Genomic DNA, 17,551 nt, shown 5'->3' on the forward strand with positions numbered 1-17,551 from the left:
TATAACTCAAACTAAGAAAATAAAATCATGTCAGAAAATATAGAGCGTATTAAAACATTAATTATAGGTTCGGGTCCTGCAGGTTATACCGCTGCAATCTATGCTTCTAGAGCAGATTTAAACCCTGTTTTGTATACAGGGATGGAGCCAGGAGGGCAATTAACTACGACTACGGAAGTAGATAATTTCCCAGGATACCCAGAAGGTATTGATGGACCTACTATGATGATGCAATTACAACAGCAAGCAGAGCGTTTTGGTACAGAAGTTCGTATAGGAATGATTACTGCTACTGAATTGAGTGATAAAGTTGGTGGAATACATAAAGTAACTGTTGATAATGATAAAGTTATCGAGGCAGAAACTATTATTATATCTACGGGAGCAACTGCAAAATATTTAGGAATACCTAGCGAACAAAAATTGCGTGGAGGGGGAGTATCTGCTTGTGCTGTTTGTGATGGTTTCTTTTATAAAAAACAAGATGTAGCTATTGTTGGTGCAGGGGATACTGCTGCAGAAGAAGCTTCTTACTTATCTAATATTTGTAATAAAGTTACGATGTTAGTTCGTAAGGATTATATGCGAGCTTCTAAAGCAATGCAACATCGAGTGGAAAGTATTCCAAATATTGAAATTAAATACAACACCGAAGTAGATGAGGTTTTAGGAGACCAAGTAGTAGAAGGTTTACGAATGGTGAATAATCAAACAGGAGAAAAACAGGACATAGCTATCACAGGTTTGTTTATTGCTATTGGTCATAAGCCTAATACAGATATTTTTGCAGGGCAGTTAAATATGGATGAAACAGGATATTTAATTACCGAAGGAAAATCTACTAAAACTAATTTACCAGGAGTTTTTGCTTGTGGAGACGCACAAGATAAAGATTATAGACAGGCTGTTACCGCAGCTGGTACAGGCTGTATGGCAGCATTAGATGCTGAACGCTATTTAGCAAGCATAGAAACACCAGAAGAGGTGGCATAAAAATTTAAACGTAGAACAAAAAAAATCCAGCTCTAAAGCTGGATTTTTTTGTTTTTTTACCTAATCTATACGTTTGTAATTTTCTGAAAATGTTGGATGTCCATGTTCATCTAAAGTAATTTGGCTGTAATGGTCATCATATAAATGCAATTCAAACTCAAACGTTTGTAGGGTGTCTAAGACTTTCATCATAGATTTAGAACCGTATTCTAAACGTTCAGCTAAACTAGTATTGGTGTTGGTATATGTGCCATAGCCATACCATTCCTTTGGGTCATCGGGCGAATATCTTGTCCACATAACTTTGCCTTTACTATAAATTTTAACTTGTCTATACCCGTTAATGTTCGGAAGTGTGTCCGATACATTTATCCCATCGTAATGAAAACGATTAACTAATTCCCAAGTTCCTTCCATGGAAGGAGAAGCGTGCGATTTTGATGATGTAAAATTGGTAGCAGAAACCAATATAAGCATCAAGAAAACCAATCCTAATAATTTTTTCATGGTTATCTGTTTTTAAGTTATTAATCCTTAATAAGTTACATTATTTTTTTGAGATATTAGTACCATATATCAGATTTGTTTGTAAATAACAGTAATGGCAAAATGATACTTAATCAAGGAGTATATGCAACGATTTTATTAAATAATCTAAATCAGCTTTGGTATGAGAAGCACTTAGAACAATTCTACTCATTAAAGGAGAATTTTTATTGGGGTAATTAAAATTAGTAACTACAATCTTGTTTTTCTCTAAATTTTTAGACAAATTTTTATTCTCGAATGTAAAAGACGGGTGTCCTTTCATAAACGAAAAACAAGATAATTTCTCCGTTTTAGAAGTAAAGTATAAGAGGTTAGAATTTAGTTGTTCTCTTTTTTTACGATACATATCTTCGGCATCTTTCAAAGTAGCAATACAGGCAGGGGAAGCCGGACTAGCGCCTCCAAAAAAAGAAGTGTTTTTAATTGAGTTTATAGTGGTTAATTTTCCAAAAATTACACCGGCTTGTATGCCAAACCCTTTACTTAAAGAACAACAGCTAACAACTTCTTTTGGTTTTAGTGCTTTTATTAAATTAAAAACTCCGCCGCCATTTTTTCCGAGAATACCTATCCCATGAGAATCATCTACTACCAAAATGCATTCTTGCAGAGGAAGTTCTTTTAGGAAAGTAAAATGTGGATAGTTCTTTCCTGAGAAATCTATAGAATCTAGAAAAATTACAGGAGCTTTATTAGGATTGGTGGCTAAATAGGCAGAAATACCTTGTTTTAGCGCTTTGTATGAAGCATAATTCGGGGCGTTATTTACTGCTAATGCAGAATGTGTATTTGGAGTATAAAACAAAGTGTAATTACTATTATTATAATACTGCGTAACAAGTTGCCCAGCTAAATAGCCAGAGGATAGTGTAATTGCATCTTCCGAACCAACTAAACCAGATAAATAGGTTTCTACTTCGTTATAAATAGAGTATTGAATATTAGATTTTCTAGATGCTCCATAATTAGTACCGTATTTTTTAATATTGGAAATTAGAATATCCTGAAAAGCTGAATCTGTCTGTAATCCTAAATAAGAGGTGCCGCCAAAATAAAGATGACTTTCTCCGTTAATACAGATTTCTCTACCAGGAAAGCTATCTACATAGTGTGTCATTATAGTAGTGTTATACCGCTTCCATAAAGCTCGGGGAATAGTACCGAACCGTTAGATTGTATCTCTACACCTTTAGCTATATCTTTTTTTAATAATAGAGCACCATCCATATCTACATAATCTAATTGTGGCAGTAGTTGCGCTATAGCAGAAATACCAACCGTAGATTCGGTCATACAGCCAACCATAACTTTAAGCCCTAATTCTTTTCCTTTTTTAATCATTCGTAGGGCAGGGGTAAGTCCGCCACATTTGGTAAGTTTTATATTTATTCCCGAAAAATGTAAAGCACATTTCTCCACATCGGACTCTACAATGCAACTTTCATCTGCAATAACAGGAAGCACACTATGGTGCATTACTTTTTCCATACCCTCCCAATTATCTGCTTTAAGAGGTTGTTCTAAAAATTCTACACCCAGTTCTTTTAACAATGGGGCATTAAGGATAGTTTCTTCTGCAGTCCAAGCGCAATTAGCATCTATCCTAAAAATAGCATCTGTATGCCGGCGCAATTCTTTTACAATGGCAACATCGTTATCTGTACCTAGTTTTATTTTGTAAATAGGCCAAGGCATTTCTTTCATTTTCGCTACCATTGCGTCTATGCTAGCAATACCAATAGTGTAATTGGTAATAGGGTAGGTGTCTGTATTTGTATTCCAAATAGAATATAAAGGTTTTTTATTTCGTTTTCCGTATAAATCATGTGCAGCTAAATCTAAAGCACAAATAGCAAAATTACTTAGGTTTTTATCGACTAAAAATTGATGAAACACTTCTGGCGTAGTAAAGTTAAAAGATGCTATAGAAGCACTAATATTATTAATTTCTTGCATCATACTCTCTACAGTTATTTTGTAGTACGGGTTAGATGTTGCTTCTCCGTAACCAGAAACGCCATTTAAAGATAATGTAACAACTAAAGAATCTTGAAAATCATGAGATTCTCTCGAAATACTGAAAGTATGTTTTAACGGCAGCGTATATTTTCTTAGTTGTATTTGCATAGTACTAATTTAGAAATTATAGACATACCAAAATAAAGAAAATCCACTGAATTTCAGTGGATTTTCTTTTGGTTAACAAAATATTTTTTCAGCTAATTCTATCTTGTTAAAATTTATGTACACTACCAGATACAGATTTCTTTTTTTGAACATTTGCTTCTCCGGAATAAGAAATGTTTGCGCCACTACTGGCATCTGCATGTAAAGATTCTGACACGTGAATTTTTATATTTGAACCACTGCTAGCCTCTGCAGAGCATACTAGAGTATTAAGGTTTTTGGCTCTAATGTTTGCACCACTACTACTATCTACATCAGCATTGTTTGCTTTACCGGATAAAGAAATATTGGCTCCACTACTGGCATCTACCTCTAATTCCTTGCAAGAGATTTGTGCACTTAATATAGAACCGCTACTAGCATCTATTTCTAAATCATTACTTTTAATAATGTTCTCTGCGGTTAAATGGGAGCCGCTAGAACTTTTAAGAGCGTTAATATTTGGTAAGGAAACATAGACTTTTTTGGTGGAACGTCCTATATTCTCTATAGCGTGAATTCGTAATTTTCCATTGGCAATATCTGTACCAATAAGGTCTATTACATTTTCATCGGCCTTTACAGAAATGTGGTATTCCTCTGCTTGCGTAACATATACTTGTATGCCTTCGGATGCAGAAATAACGGTAAAGTCATCTGTTACTTTTCGGTCTTCTTCTACAACGACTTTGTTTCCTTTAACACCAGAGCCGAAGTCTCCGAAGTTAATATCGAAACCACAAGAAGAGAGGAGGAGTGTTAAAATAATTGCGATTGTAATTTTTACTAAGGTTGTCATGATTATTGTTTTTTAGATTGATGTAAAATTGATTATTTCATTCTTTATTTTATATTATTTATAACTCAACTGTAAGATTAGTTTGCTGAACTGTAGTTAATTATCTTCATTTGCTTTAATATCTACCCCGTCTTCATTAATCTTCATTTTAAAAGATTCTCCATTATCCTTTATATCGATATCAATGCCGTCTTCATTGATTATTATTTTATTGTTTTCACCGTTTTCATTAACTCTTATCTTTATGCCTTCTTCATTAATAATTACTTTATTATTATTTTCTTCCATGCGTATTTTCTTTTCAGGGCAGTCTAAGCATTTAAGTTCTCCGTCTTTATCTATTTTCCAGCTATATTTTGCTAAATCGCACCCATTCATATCTTGGTCGTTATTGGTGCGTGTTGTCCAGCATCTGCCGTCCGTTTTGTTATACTTAAGCACAGTATTTTGTGGTAAATAAACAGTTGCTTTTACTTCTAAGTCATTAAATCTATTTTTTCCAATTAAAGTTAAAAAATCATCTAAAATTATAGAGTTTCCTTCTACACGATGCGAATAATGGATTAAATCGGCCGTTTCTCTGGCGGCGTTATAGGAGGAGCCATTGGCTTCTTTTCTGATTTCTAATCTAATAATAGAATCTTTAGACCTTTTAATATTAATGCGAACATCTTGAGATAATAAAACTTCTTCGCCATTTTCGTTGTAAGACATGGTTAAGTTATCCATTCGAATGTTGCCTCTGTTTTCTAGTAAATCTGAAGACACAGAACTTATAAATATGGTGTCTTGCGGAGATTCAATAAATAACTCATGTTCCGTAGTTGTGCTGCCAGAATAAGCATGTGCTGCGGCTTCTTTTACTCCAACAATTATTAGACTTATGATAGAGATAATCCAAAGTCCTAATAAAGAGAATTTGGCAATATTACCGATAGATTTAAGGTTTTTTACTAGTATTTTTAAACCTAGGTATAGTAGAAAGAAAAATGGTATTCCTACGGCAAAAAATAGTAAAAGAGAAAGAAGCCAAACAGGTGCTTGTGTTGAATTGGTTATAAAATTATCAAAACCAGGTAAATGAACCCAATCTAATGTACCAACAGTAAGCAATCCTATAAAAAGACCAATTACTGTAGAGGCACCAACAATGATAAGTAGTATACCAATGAATTTTCCGAAGATTTTGAAAAAGAACATTATAATTTCTCCAATTGTATCAAAAAAGGTTTTACCACTGTTTTTTACTTGGTTTCCTACTTTGCCGTAGTCCACACTTTTTACTTTATCAGCTACCTCATCAAAACCCTCTTTTACTTTACGTTCTATATTGCTAATATTTACAGCTTCGCCCCGCATATCTAATTTTTGAGAGGTACTTACTGCTTCCGGAATAAGAATCCAAAGCAATCCATAGATAAGGATAAAAGAACCACCAGAACCAAAAGTTAAGAAAATGAACAATAAACGTACCCAAATTGGGTCAATCCCAGTATAGTGAGCTAAACCAGAAGATACCCCAGCAACATATTTAAGCTCCGTATCTCTATACAATTTTTTTACTCTTTTTGTTTCATTTTTAGGTGTTAGCTCATCCTCAAAAATATCTTCATCTACCATATAATCTTCAGGTTGCCCCATAATGGTAATAACTTCATCTACTTCTTTAGAGGTAATAACTTGTCTTTCGTTTTCTAATTTTTCATGAAAAAGTTCGGCAATACGAGCTTCAATATCAGCAAGAATTTCATCACTCCCAGCAGTATTTGCAAAAGAGCGTTTTATGGCTTCTAAATAGCGTCGCATTTTGTTATATGCTTCTTCATCAATATGAAAAAGTATATTTGCTAGATTAATATTTACGGTCTTGTTCATTATGCTTTATTTTTTGAGTTGGTAACCATGTTGGTGGCTGTTCTTAATTCGTCCCAAGTGCTGTCTAATTCTTTTAAAAATAATTTTCCAGTTTCAGTAAGGGTGTAATATTTTCTCGGCGGTCCAGAGGTAGACTCTTCCCAACGGTAGTTAAGTAAGCCTGCATTCTTTAACCTTGTTAGTAAAGGGTAAATGGTGCCCTCTACGACTAGCATCTTAGCGTCTTTTAGCGTTCCTAGAATTTCAGAGGCATATTTATCTTTACCGTTAAGTATAGATAAAATGCAATATTCTAGCACGCCTTTGCGCATTTGTGCTTTTGTATTTTCTACCTTCATAATGTCATGATCTATTAAATTAACTGTTCGTTTTACCTATGCCGTACTTAAAGTTTTTTTTACGTCTGTGATGAAGAGACTACCGCTTTAAGTACGGAAGAGGATAATTGATTGATTGATTGATTGATTGATTGATTGATTGATTGATGAATAAACTCCTTTTTGATTGTTAAAATTATTTTATAAATTGTATTGTAATAGGGTAGGTAAATGTTTCTCCCTCATTGGTCTTCATAGTTGCTATTATGGTATAAACTACATTGATTACGAAAAGGGCTCCATGAGCTAACCCTGTAATTCCCAAAGGAATCATCCATTTACTAAATGAAAAACTATCTAGGTCAAAATGCAAGTTTAGATTATTGTAATTACTTAAATCGGATAAGCCAAAAAGATTAAAATCCATAATATTTGGAATTAAACCAATTATAAACGGAATACTAATAATACCTAAACCAATGGAATATAGTAACAAGCTTATTTGAAAATTAAGGGCTTGTTTACCATTATGATCTACAAAACTATATTCTTTTTTATTCGCTGTCCATAATACTAATGGAAGAATAAAATTTCCAAAGGGAAGAAAGAATTTAGAAAAGGTAGACGCATGTATAATTGCGGACAAATTTCTCTCATGTTTTGTTACTGTCTCTGTCATGGCATATTAGTTTCTTATACAAATATATGTCTAAAAGAAGGTACTATGCAAAACAAAGTACTGTATTTTAACATATAATTAACATTTTATAGTTTGTTATATATCAAGTATCTTTAGAGGAAAAATATGATATATGCCTGTTTCAGCCCGTAAAATCAACACCTTTACTTTTTTTAAACTTCCCTCTGCATGGTGGAGTGGTGTACGTTTACAATCTATTGATAAAAAGAGGGCAGTAGTTACTGTTACGCATAAATGGGTTAATCAGAATCCGTTTAAATCTATGTTTTGGGCAGTGCAAGGTATGGCCGCAGAGTTATCAACCGGCGCTATGATGATAGACCAAATAAAGGATAGTGGTAAAAAAATATCTATGTTGGTAGCAAATAACAATGCCAATTTTTCTAAAAAAGCTACCGGCAAAATAACTTTTATTTGTGAAGATGGTGATAAAATTAAGGAAGCCATTGAAAAAACTATTGCTACAGGAGAAGGGCAAACTCTATGGATGCAATCTATAGGAAGAAATGTGGATGGAGTAGTGGTATCTACTTTTAATTTTGAATGGACAGTTAGAGTAAAAAAATAGAGTTTAGCGCTTAAATTCTTTTATTAGACCGTCCGCAGCAACATTATCATCTAATTTTAAACTATCATTCGCAATAATAACTACACCTCTTTTATTATTTTCGATATAAAGCGTTTCTATTTGTCCGTCTTTCCGTATTTCATATGAATAAACGCCAGTATCTAGTCCGGCATAAATATCTTCTGGCCCTGTGGTTAATATATTATTTTCTACACTTAATTTATGGTTCTTATTGTTAAAGGTCCATTTTACTAGTCCTCTGTTATAGTTAATATTTATTCCAGTAATACCACCAGATACATTTTTTAAATGCCATACTCCAGAAATTGGCTCTAGTGTATTTTCGTCTTTATCCTTGCCGCAATTGGTAAAAAAAATTGTACTAGTTAAAATAAAGAAAATAAAAAATCGAATATGCATCTGCGTATAGTTTTTTATTAGATAGCTAATGAAAAGAATAGTTGCGTTATCATTTTTCTAAAAAAATAAAATAAGATGTAACAAATGGGTATTGTTTGTATACATATAGATATCAATCATTAAAAATACATTAAATGAATGCACACGAAATAGATTATAAGATTTTTGGAGAAGAAATGCAATATGTGGAAATAGAACTAGACCCACAAGAAGCAGTAGTGGCAGAAGCAGGTAGCTTTATGATGATGGATTCCGATATTAAAATGGATACCATTTTTGGAGATGGTTCTAACCAAGAAAAAGGAGTTTTGGGTAAGCTGTTTTCTGCAGGAAAAAGAATGCTAACAGGAGAAAGTTTATTTATGACGGCTTTTTTGAATATAGGGCAAGGTAAAAAACAAGTTAGTTTTGCCTCGCCGTATCCGGGTAAGATAGTACCTATAGATTTATCCGAAAAGCAAGGTAAATTTATTTGTCAGAAAGATGCATTTTTATGTGCCGCGAAAGGAGTTTCTGTTGGTATTGAGTTTTCGAAAAAATTAGGACGAGGGCTTTTTGGTGGCGAGGGCTTTATTATGCAAAAGTTAGAAGGTGACGGAATGGCATTTGTGCACGCTGGTGGTACTTTGGCAAGGAAAGAGTTAGCAGCTGGAGAAGTTTTAAAAGTAGATACAGGTTGTATTGTAGGTTTTAGTCAGACAGTAAATTATGATATAGAGTTTATTGGGGGTATTAAGAATACTGTTTTTGGAGGAGAAGGTTTATTCTTCGCTACTTTAAGAGGTCCTGGTACAGTTTATATACAATCCTTACCATTTAGTAGGCTTGCAGGTAGAGTTTTATCGGCGGTACCGAGAAACGGAGGTAGTAAAGGAGAAGGTAGTTTACTCGGTGGATTAGGAGATTTATTAGATGGTGATAATAGGTTTTAGAAAAACAATACATCTAAAAATAGCGCTGCATATTGTAATATGTGGCGTTATTTTTTTGAGGCTATTCTATTAAATAGTGATATTTGCACTAGTTAAAAAATACCAGTTTTTAGTCTACTAAATAGATAAGATGAAATACGGAAAACTAAAAAATATTACAAAGAAATTATTATCTGACAATTGGTATACTTTAAACAAATTTATATTCGATTACCAAAGAGAAGATGGTATTTGGGAAAAACAAGAGCGCGAGGTGTACGATTGTGGCGATGCAGCTGCTATTCTGTTATATAATAAAAACAAAAGAACCGTTATTTTAACCAAGCAATTTAGAATGCCTACTTTTCAAAACGAATCGGAATCTGGAGATGGTATGCTGGTAGAAGTCTGTGCAGGACTCTTAGACGGAGATACTCCAGAGGTTTGTATAAAAAAAGAGGCCCTAGAAGAAACTGGGTATAAATTAGATACCGTTACTAAAGTGTTCGAGAGTTTTATGATTCCAGGTACGGTAATGCAAAAGGTACATTTTTTTATTGCACCCTATGAGGAAAATCAGAAAATAGGAGAAGGAGGAGGAGCGGAATACGAAACCGAAAATATTGAAGTTTTAGAAATTCCTTTTGAACAAGCTTTTAATATGATTGGTAATGGGGAAATTAAAGATGGAAAATCTATAATGCTTTTACAACATGCCAAAATAGAAGAATTGTTAGGCGTTTAATACGCACCTCTTATTTCTGTTAATATTTTATGCATCTGCTTTTTTACTTCTTTAGATGGTACTCTAAAGTGGTTATTCATAAAACTAAAAATCAAAATTTTTCCACTGCGTGTCTGTAAATAACCACTAAGACAGTAATTATTACCTAAACTTCCAGATTTAGCATAAATATAAGGTGGTTTTTCTATTTTATTTTTATTGGAATCGGAATGTATTACTTTAGGGAATAAAGTAAATAATCTTTTTGCCGGAACTTCTTCGTAAAGTTTAGAAAGTACACGAACTATAGATTTTGGAGTAAACAAATTGTATCTAGATAGGCCAGAAGCATCTACCCACCTTGGTTGCTGCTTTAAATCATTAAGATAGGTATCTAAAATATAATTCTTTGTGCTTTTAAAGTTTAAAGAGTCTTTAAGAACTCCGGAGCTCATGATTAACAATTGTTCAGCTAAAAAATTATCACTCACATGCATCATCCTTTTACAAACAGAATCTGTAGCAATGCCATAAAGCGTACTTTTAGGTCCGTCTGGTAATTTAGAAGTTACATTAATTTTTTGATCTAATATATTTTCTAAAAGCTTCTTGGAAGTGGTAGCACTTGTAATAAAAGGAATTTCTATAGTGTCTTTTTGGACCGTTTTATGATAAAAAATGTTATTATGTGGTTCTCTGCGAGAATTACTATTGGAGTAAAAAACACGATCTTTAAAATAAGAAGGATTTGTAATTAGAGAATTCTTACGATGTATAGACAATACATTACCATACATAGGAAAAGCATTTCTTTCAGGGGAAAAATATGCATCGTAATCTTCCCATGCCCAACCAGGACCATATTTAGAGTCTTTATAATTAGAAAAGTTAAATACGATGTTTTTGTGCTTCTTTAAAAAATGTATCGAGGTCAGGTCCTTAAAATAGGGATGCAGTAATGTTGGGTCACCAGTACCTTGGGCATACAAAGTATCATGTTGTACTATATAAGTAAGAGCTGGTATATTTTTAGGTAATACTTTTAGAGCGCTATATAGGGTGTAAATTTTAGTATTACTTGCAGGTGTAAAGTATTTAGAACCGTTGTAATTATAAAGAGTATCTTTAGTAACGGGATCTATTACCAATAATCCTGTAAACTGATTATTATAAAAATTAGCATTACCTAAAGCCTTAGTAGTTAATATTTGGTTTGTTTTAGCTCCTTTGCAACTAAAAAATAGAATAATTAGGGAGATATAGATAATATTTTTTTTCATAAAAAAACAATTATCAGATTACTTGATTTGTAGGCTTTTACTTTCATTTGACAAGAAATTATCTAATATTTAACGTATTACGAACAATAAACATATTGATTTTTTGGTTAACTTTACTGGAGAGACCAACATAATTTAAATATATATTACAATATGGCAAGAGCTATGCTTGAATATACTAAGACAGTCCTAAAGAAAGTAAGTTTTGATACCAAACTTTTTTGTAAAGAATTAGAAAAAAGTTTAAAAAGATTATTACCAAATGAAATAGAAGAGTTAAAACAATGGGTAGAACAGTTTATTAATGATAAACCAGAGCTACAATCCAGTGTACTTTTCTTAAACGCATAAAATAAATAAAGGGCCGCTATATAGTGGCCCTTTTATTTTACTACTTGTAAAGCGTAACGTCTTTCTCTATTTTGTTATAGGGCTAATTATTTTAACATCTTGAAAAGCAATAGCGCCTCTTACTATTCCAGATATTACATCTATTAAGGCTTCAGTAATTTGTATTTTTAATTCACTTTTGTGATAAATTAAGCTGACTTCCCTAGCAGGGGAAGGATTGCTAAAATATTTTAAGTGCGCCTTTTTTCTCTCATCTAATTCTAAAGTGTTTAGGTAAGGTAAAAGTGTCATTCCTAAGCCCTCATTTGCTAGATTTACCAGTGTTTCAAAGCTTCCGCTTTGTAATTGAAAATGCTCTTCGGTATAACTCTTACTTGCCTTACATAAATTTATTACACCATCTCTAAAACAATGACCATCTTGTAATAGTAATATATCGGATATATTTAAGTCTTCTGCTTTTAAAACTTCAAAATCTTTTAACCTATGATTGGTGGGGACATAGCCAACAAAAGGTTCGTAATACAAAGGCCTTTCTTTAATAAATTCTACCTCCAAAGGTGTTGCAGCAATAGCGGCATCTATATGTCCGTCTTGAATATTACGTATAAGGCTCTCTGTACTTTGCTCTTTTATAATAAGATTAACTTTAGGGTATTTACTTATAAAAGCTTTTAAAAACATGGGTAAAAGGGTAGGCATAATGGTCGGGATTATTCCTAAGGTAAAATCGCCGCCAATAAACCCTTTTTCTTGGTCCACAATGTCTTTTATTCTTTCGGCTTCATTAACTATATTTTTAGCTTGTTCTACTATCTTTTTTCCAACTTCAGTAATAGTAATAGGCTTTTTACTACGATCAAAAATAAGTACATCTAACTCATCTTCTAGTTTTTGTACTTGCATACTTAAAGTGGGTTGCGTAACAAAGCTTTTTTGAGCAGCAAGAGTAAAATTTTGATATTCCGCAACAGCTAAAACATACTGTAATTGTGTAATGGTCATTCGTCATAATTTTAAGCCATAAAGGTATTAAAACTATCAATAAAACTTATTGTTAAATGGTTTTTTATGTAATGTGTTTATACTATTAAAAAATATAATTCGTAAAAATTTTGGACTCCAATAGATAAATACGTAAAAGTAAATGCCTTCAACATATTGCAATGGTGTCTTTTTAAAAGATTACCACTGCAAGTTCTAGCGGAGTAGAGAACTATTCGTTAGTTCTACATTGACATTTTAAACTGTAATATGAGTAACCATCTACAGATATCTAATACCTATTTTAGATCAAGCGAATGGTGCTAATGATGTAGGTGTTCGTGGTATATTGAGTGGTTTTATTTCGGAACAAGAAAAAACCTTTTGAAGGATGAAAGCCTGGTTGACAGAAGAGGTTTAAGAGTATTTTTCAATAAAAAAAAACCTTACTAAACGGCAAAGTATTTTTGATTTAGGAATAGTGATTCACATTTCGGTAGTAAAAATTGTCAATTCGGTAATCCCTTTTAGTAGGGCTACTATGTTGTTCGCATTTTTGAAGTGTCAAAATCAAAAAAAACGAACAGCCATGTTAAAACTAGTATTTACATTCATTTTATTTTTTTCTACTTCTCTTACGTTTTGTCAAACTTTAATTTCGGGAAAAGTAACTAATAGTAAAGGTAGCCCAATAGCCGGTGCCAATGTATATTTAGAAGGAACATACGACGGAGCTTCTACAGAAGCAAATGGTACATTTTCCTTTGAAACTGCAGAAAAAGGTTCGCAAACGCTTATTATTTCTATGCTTTCATATGATACGTATTATGAAATGGGAGAGGTCTCTTATTTAAACAATCTTAGTATAGAATTAAGAGAAGCTATTAATGAACTTACTGGAGTTACATTAACGGTAGGAACATTTAAAGCCGGTGACAACTCTAAAGTAGCAGCGTTAAAACCGTTAGATATAGTTACAACTGCTGGTGCGGCAGGAGATTTTGTTGCAGCATTACAAACATTACCAGGAACAAGCACAGTTAGTGAGGACGGACGGTTATTTGTTCGTGGTGGAGCAGCAGGAGAAACGCAAGTTTTTGTAGATGGCATGCGCGTTTTTCAGCCTTTTAATGCAACTGCCAATAATATACCTACTAGAGGTAGGTTTTCTCCTTTTTTGTTTAAAGGAATAACATTTAGTACTGGCGGGTATTCTGCGGAGTACGGACAAGCATTATCTAGTGTATTATTGTTAAACACAGAAGATATGCCAAAACAAGAAAAAACGGATATTTCTATAATGTCTGTTGGGGGAGGATTAGGGCATACTGAGATATGGGGAAACCAATCTTTAAGTATAAATACATCTTATATAAATTTAGCTCCTTACCAAAGTTTAGTGCCTAATAACCAAGGAGCGCGTTGGAAAAAACCGTATGAGTCTATATCCGGGGAGGCAGTTTTTAGAAGCAAAGGGGAAAAGAGTATGTTTAAATTTTATACTGGTTTTAACCATAGTGCTTTAGGTATAGAACAAGAGGATATTAATTACGACGATTATCTTCCTTTTAATTTAAAAAACAACAATTTGTATGTGAATGCTTCTTACAAACATTTTTTAGAGAATGAATGGACATTTACTACAGGAGCAAGTTTATCTTCCGATAGAAACAAAATAGGTGTTTTAAATGATGATATAAAAACTGAAGAGACAGCATCCCATTTAAAGTTTAAGGTAAAAAAGAATTTTAGTAGCAGATTTCAACTGAATTTTGGGGCAGAACATTTTATAACTAATTATGATGATATTTTAATGATGGAAGATGGTCTTAGTTTTAAAAGTGAGCTAAAAGAAAATTTATCTGGAATATTTTCTGAAGCAGATATTTTCTTTAGTAATCGTTTGGCTATGAAAGTAGGAGCAAGGGGTGAATATTCTCAAGTTATGAATGATTTTACAATATCGCCAAGAGCCTCATTAGCTTATAAGAGTAGCGATAAAGGCCAGTTTTCTCTTGCTTATGGAGATTTTTACCAGAATCCGAATACCAATTTTTTAAAATTTGATAATGGATTAAAATCAGAAAAAACGGCGCATTATATTTTAAATTATCAATATATAAATGATGGAAAAACCTTTAGGGCAGAAGCATATTACAAAGACTATAAAAATTTAGTGAAGTATAATACGGAGGAAGCCTTATTTAATAGTAATTATACTAATTTAGGTAGCGGATACGCATCTGGAGTAGATGTTTTTTGGAGAGACAATAAGAGTATTAAAAATTTAGATTACTGGATATCTTATTCTTACCTAAATTCAGAGCGAGATTATTTAAATTTTGAAAAGAAAGCTACGCCTAATTTTGCTCCAAACCATAATTTTTCTCTTGTAACTAAATATTGGATAAACGATTGGCGCTCTCAAGTGGGGGCTTCCTATTCCTATGGTTCGGGAAGGCCATATGATAACCCTAACTCTTCTGAATTTTTAGGAGAAAAAACAAAAAGTTATAATAATCTAAGTGTCAATTGGGCTTATTTAATTTCTCCTCAGAAAATATTATATCTATCTGTGAATAATGTTTTAGGTTTTAACAATGTAAATGGGTATCAATATGCTAACACTCCAGATGTAAATGGAACCTTTAATAGACGTTCTATACGACCAACGGCAGATACGTTCTTTTTTGTAGGTTTCTTTTGGACTATTAGTACAGATAAGAAAAGCAATCAATTAGATAATTTATAAAGCAAAAATGGAGTAGCAAATACGTTACTCCATTTTTGTAATAATTGTATTAATAAAACTTAGATAAGGTTATTATTAAAATACAAAGGAAAAAGAAAGGGAAATAAGAAGCCTTAAAAATCTGATTCTCGTTAAAATCAAAAACAGGAGCTTTACTTTTTGCATATGTAATAAGATTCCAAGTAGATAAAATTATCATTAGATAGGTAGTAAAATAAAAGTATTCCATATAGATTAAATCTGCCGTAATGATTTCTTTTCTTAAATCTATATGCGAAAAGATTAATACAAAGAAAAAAGCGGCCATACCTTCTATAATTCCTTGGCGTTCTTCAGTTTTAGAACAAGCTACAAGTAATATATACATCATTATTAAAACTACAAAAATTGGAATTAAATAGGTTACAAATGTGTTTAGTAGAATACGTCTTAAGTCTATGTTATAATGTAAAATAGGAACTTCTTCGAACAGAGTTTTGGTACCATAACCAAAATCGGTATCATAAGATTCTACCGAGTAGTTAAAGTAGCTTTTCATGATTTTATTACCAGACACCTTAACATTGGGGTTAAGTCCTACTTTTTTTGTTGGGTTGGTAAACTCATAACTTGCCAAATCTGGCGTAAAAATAAGATTGTCCTCATTACTAATGGGAACAATATCCATACTGATATGTCTTTTATCAAACGGAAAATTTTCATAATTTAAATATTGTTGTAGCGTAACCCTAAAATCCCAGCTAATTAGAAGGTAATCTGGTTTACCTGCAATACCTTTTATTTTTTTTCGCGTGGTTTCTTCAATATAAGAAGCTTCAGCAAAGGGTGAGGTTTGTGGAAAGCGAAACCCTTCTTCTATCTTATCAACAAGGTCCAAAGGGTATTTTTGCCATATTCTACCTCCAACATTTAAATTGTAGCTATTCTCAAAAGCCATACGTTGTATAAAAATACCGGTAGGAATAGAGGTGCTTTCAGGGAGTTTTAATTCCGAACGTCTTGTTTGTTGTTGATTTACAAAACTCCCAAGGCTCGATATATCGGATATTGGAGGGCTTTCGGCATCGGTCATTCTGCGGCTTCCAGTATGCTCTAAATACCCAACTAAAACTATATTAAAAATAAGTAAAACGGTGGCCAAAAAGCTCAATTGCCATATTTCTTGGCGATCCAAATAATCTTTGTTAAAGTAAATAGCAATAACAATTAATAAAAAAGCAGAAAGTAAAAGTGTTAATTTTATATAACGATGATTAAGCTCTGCTTTACTACCTAATAATTCATTTTTGGAGAAGGCAAGGCCAATGCCCCAATTATTAGAGGGAATTTTGTCGTAAAAGAATAGCTCTGTATCCTTACTATTACTGGTTTTAAATTCTACTTGCCCGGATTTCCCTTTTAACAGAGCATCATAAGCGGATTTTAAAATAGGATTTTCCTCGGTTTGACTAATAGTTTTTAGGTTTGTAGTGCCTATGTAATCGTTAACAGGGTGAGATAAATAAGTTCCTTCTCTAGAAGTAATTAAACCGTATCCCGTTTTTCCTAAACTTAGAGACAGAATTAAACTTTTAAAACCACTTGTTACAAAACTCATGGTTATAGTTCCACGTACTTGTCCTTTTTTAGGGCCAGAAGAGTAGTGGAAGGGAATGCCATAATCTATATACCAATCTTTAGCTGCCTTTGCATAATATGGCTCTACCCATTTTGCTCCATTGTCCCGGACGCCAGTATACCAAGCTGTGCCTTTTATAGAGGAATCTGTATAATCATAACTATCTTCTACATAGACATAATCCTCGGTTCCTTTGTTGTAATAAGGACAATAAAGTTCTCGTTCGGCAGAAAAGGCATATGGTTCATAACAAGCTGTAATTCCTTGAAGAGCAGAAATTTTCATAGAAGATTCCTTTATTATTTGCTCTATTTGTTCTTGCGTATATTCGTTTGCTCCGAAATTATCAGCTAATTTATTGCCTTCATCTACAATACTCGAGAGTATAGCGTCTACCTGTGTTTTAAGGTTGATCATGGTAGTTTCTCCCTTTTCTTGTACAATTTTATTTTGTTCTTTCTTAAAGGAATAAAGTTCATACACATTGTAAGCTAATGTTACAAATAGAATAATTGCAATTATATAAAGTGCTTTCTTAACCATT

At 32.8% G+C, this 17,551-nt stretch carries 17 protein-coding genes; 6 read left to right on the forward strand and 11 right to left on the reverse strand.

Features of this window, described 5'->3' with window-relative positions:
• Window positions 1–27 precede the first annotated feature (27 nt).
• Window positions 28–993, forward strand: coding sequence for a thioredoxin-disulfide reductase (gene trxB / locus Q0856_RS17010; protein ID WP_298506954.1), 966 nt, complete (start codon window positions 28–30; stop codon window positions 991–993).
• Between the two features lie 60 nt (window positions 994–1,053).
• Here the strand turns inward: trxB and Q0856_RS17015 are convergent, their stop codons facing one another.
• The 7 genes from Q0856_RS17015 to Q0856_RS17045 all read right to left on the reverse strand — a co-directional run bounded on the left by Q0856_RS17015 (window position 1,054) and on the right by Q0856_RS17045 (window position 7,378).
• A complete protein-coding gene (locus tag Q0856_RS17015; protein WP_298481100.1) occupies window positions 1,054–1,500 on the reverse strand; it encodes a hypothetical protein in 447 nt (148 codons plus the stop codon).
• 109 nt (window positions 1,501–1,609) lie between these two features.
• Complete coding sequence (locus tag Q0856_RS17020) at window positions 1,610–2,659, reverse strand: pyridoxal phosphate-dependent aminotransferase family protein (protein WP_298481122.1); 1,050 nt, start codon at window positions 2,657–2,659, stop codon at window positions 1,610–1,612.
• Complete coding sequence (locus tag Q0856_RS17025) at window positions 2,659–3,669, reverse strand: dipeptide epimerase (protein WP_298506956.1); 1,011 nt, start codon at window positions 3,667–3,669, stop codon at window positions 2,659–2,661. Before Q0856_RS17025 ends, Q0856_RS17020 begins: the two co-directional genes overlap by 1 nt.
• Window positions 3,670–3,775: 106 nt before the next feature.
• Window positions 3,776–4,507 carry a head GIN domain-containing protein gene (locus Q0856_RS17030; protein ID WP_298481126.1) on the reverse strand — a complete coding sequence of 244 codons (732 nt, stop codon included), beginning with the start codon at window positions 4,505–4,507 and terminating at the stop codon, window positions 3,776–3,778.
• A 96-nt stretch (window positions 4,508–4,603) separates the two neighbouring features.
• Window positions 4,604–6,382, reverse strand: coding sequence for a PspC domain-containing protein (locus Q0856_RS17035; protein WP_298481127.1), 1,779 nt, complete (start codon window positions 6,380–6,382; stop codon window positions 4,604–4,606).
• Window positions 6,382–6,720 carry a PadR family transcriptional regulator gene (locus Q0856_RS17040; RefSeq protein WP_298506958.1) on the reverse strand — a complete coding sequence of 113 codons (339 nt, stop codon included), beginning with the start codon at window positions 6,718–6,720 and terminating at the stop codon, window positions 6,382–6,384. Before Q0856_RS17040 ends, Q0856_RS17035 begins: the two co-directional genes overlap by 1 nt.
• Window positions 6,721–6,895: 175 nt before the next feature.
• Window positions 6,896–7,378 carry a DUF4870 domain-containing protein gene (locus Q0856_RS17045; RefSeq protein WP_298481131.1) on the reverse strand — a complete coding sequence of 161 codons (483 nt, stop codon included), beginning with the start codon at window positions 7,376–7,378 and terminating at the stop codon, window positions 6,896–6,898.
• 133 nt (window positions 7,379–7,511) lie between these two features.
• Here Q0856_RS17045 and Q0856_RS17050 point away from each other — a divergent pair, with 133 nt between their 5' ends.
• Window positions 7,512–7,967: a DUF4442 domain-containing protein gene (locus Q0856_RS17050; RefSeq protein WP_298481133.1), complete on the forward strand. Its 456-nt coding sequence runs from the start codon at window positions 7,512–7,514 to the stop codon at window positions 7,965–7,967.
• A 3-nt stretch (window positions 7,968–7,970) separates the two neighbouring features.
• On the opposite strand, the gene Q0856_RS17055 is transcribed toward Q0856_RS17050, so the two are convergent.
• Window positions 7,971–8,387: a hypothetical protein gene (locus Q0856_RS17055; protein ID WP_298506960.1), complete on the reverse strand. Its 417-nt coding sequence runs from the start codon at window positions 8,385–8,387 to the stop codon at window positions 7,971–7,973.
• 134 nt (window positions 8,388–8,521) lie between these two features.
• Between Q0856_RS17055 and Q0856_RS17060 the strand changes: the two genes are divergently transcribed.
• Both Q0856_RS17060 and Q0856_RS17065 read left to right on the forward strand, forming a co-directional pair.
• Window positions 8,522–9,319 carry a TIGR00266 family protein gene (locus Q0856_RS17060; protein ID WP_298481137.1) on the forward strand — a complete coding sequence of 266 codons (798 nt, stop codon included), beginning with the start codon at window positions 8,522–8,524 and terminating at the stop codon, window positions 9,317–9,319.
• A gap of 130 nt (window positions 9,320–9,449) precedes the next feature.
• A complete protein-coding gene (locus Q0856_RS17065; RefSeq protein ID WP_298506962.1) occupies window positions 9,450–10,043 on the forward strand; it encodes an NUDIX domain-containing protein in 594 nt (197 codons plus the stop codon).
• Here Q0856_RS17065 and Q0856_RS17070 read toward each other — a convergent pair.
• On the reverse strand, window positions 10,040–11,302 hold the full coding sequence (locus Q0856_RS17070) for a D-alanyl-D-alanine carboxypeptidase (protein ID WP_298506964.1): 1,263 nt from the start codon (window positions 11,300–11,302) through the stop codon (window positions 10,040–10,042). The two genes, Q0856_RS17065 and Q0856_RS17070, sit on opposite strands and share 4 nt — an antisense overlap.
• A 153-nt stretch (window positions 11,303–11,455) precedes the next feature.
• Here Q0856_RS17070 and Q0856_RS17075 point away from each other — a divergent pair, with 153 nt between their 5' ends.
• Window positions 11,456–11,653 (forward strand): hypothetical protein, encoded by a 198-nt coding sequence (locus tag Q0856_RS17075; RefSeq protein WP_298481143.1) that lies wholly within the window; start codon window positions 11,456–11,458, stop codon window positions 11,651–11,653.
• Window positions 11,654–11,719: 66 nt separating this feature from the next.
• Here the strand turns inward: Q0856_RS17075 and Q0856_RS17080 are convergent, their stop codons facing one another.
• Window positions 11,720–12,658 (reverse strand): LysR substrate-binding domain-containing protein, encoded by a 939-nt coding sequence (locus Q0856_RS17080; protein WP_298481145.1) that lies wholly within the window; start codon window positions 12,656–12,658, stop codon window positions 11,720–11,722.
• Between the two features lie 568 nt (window positions 12,659–13,226).
• On the opposite strand from Q0856_RS17080, the gene Q0856_RS17085 reads away from it, so the two are divergent.
• Window positions 13,227–15,389, forward strand: coding sequence for a TonB-dependent receptor (locus Q0856_RS17085; RefSeq protein ID WP_298506966.1), 2,163 nt, complete (start codon window positions 13,227–13,229; stop codon window positions 15,387–15,389).
• Between the two features lie 49 nt (window positions 15,390–15,438).
• Here Q0856_RS17085 and Q0856_RS17090 read toward each other — a convergent pair whose 3' ends face one another.
• Window positions 15,439–17,550: a cache domain-containing protein gene (locus tag Q0856_RS17090; RefSeq protein WP_298506967.1), complete on the reverse strand. Its 2,112-nt coding sequence runs from the start codon at window positions 17,548–17,550 to the stop codon at window positions 15,439–15,441.
• Between the last annotated feature and the right edge of the window lies 1 nt (window position 17,551).

Source organism: uncultured Maribacter sp. (assembly GCF_947496775.1).
Classification (GTDB): domain Bacteria; phylum Bacteroidota; class Bacteroidia; order Flavobacteriales; family Flavobacteriaceae; genus Maribacter_B.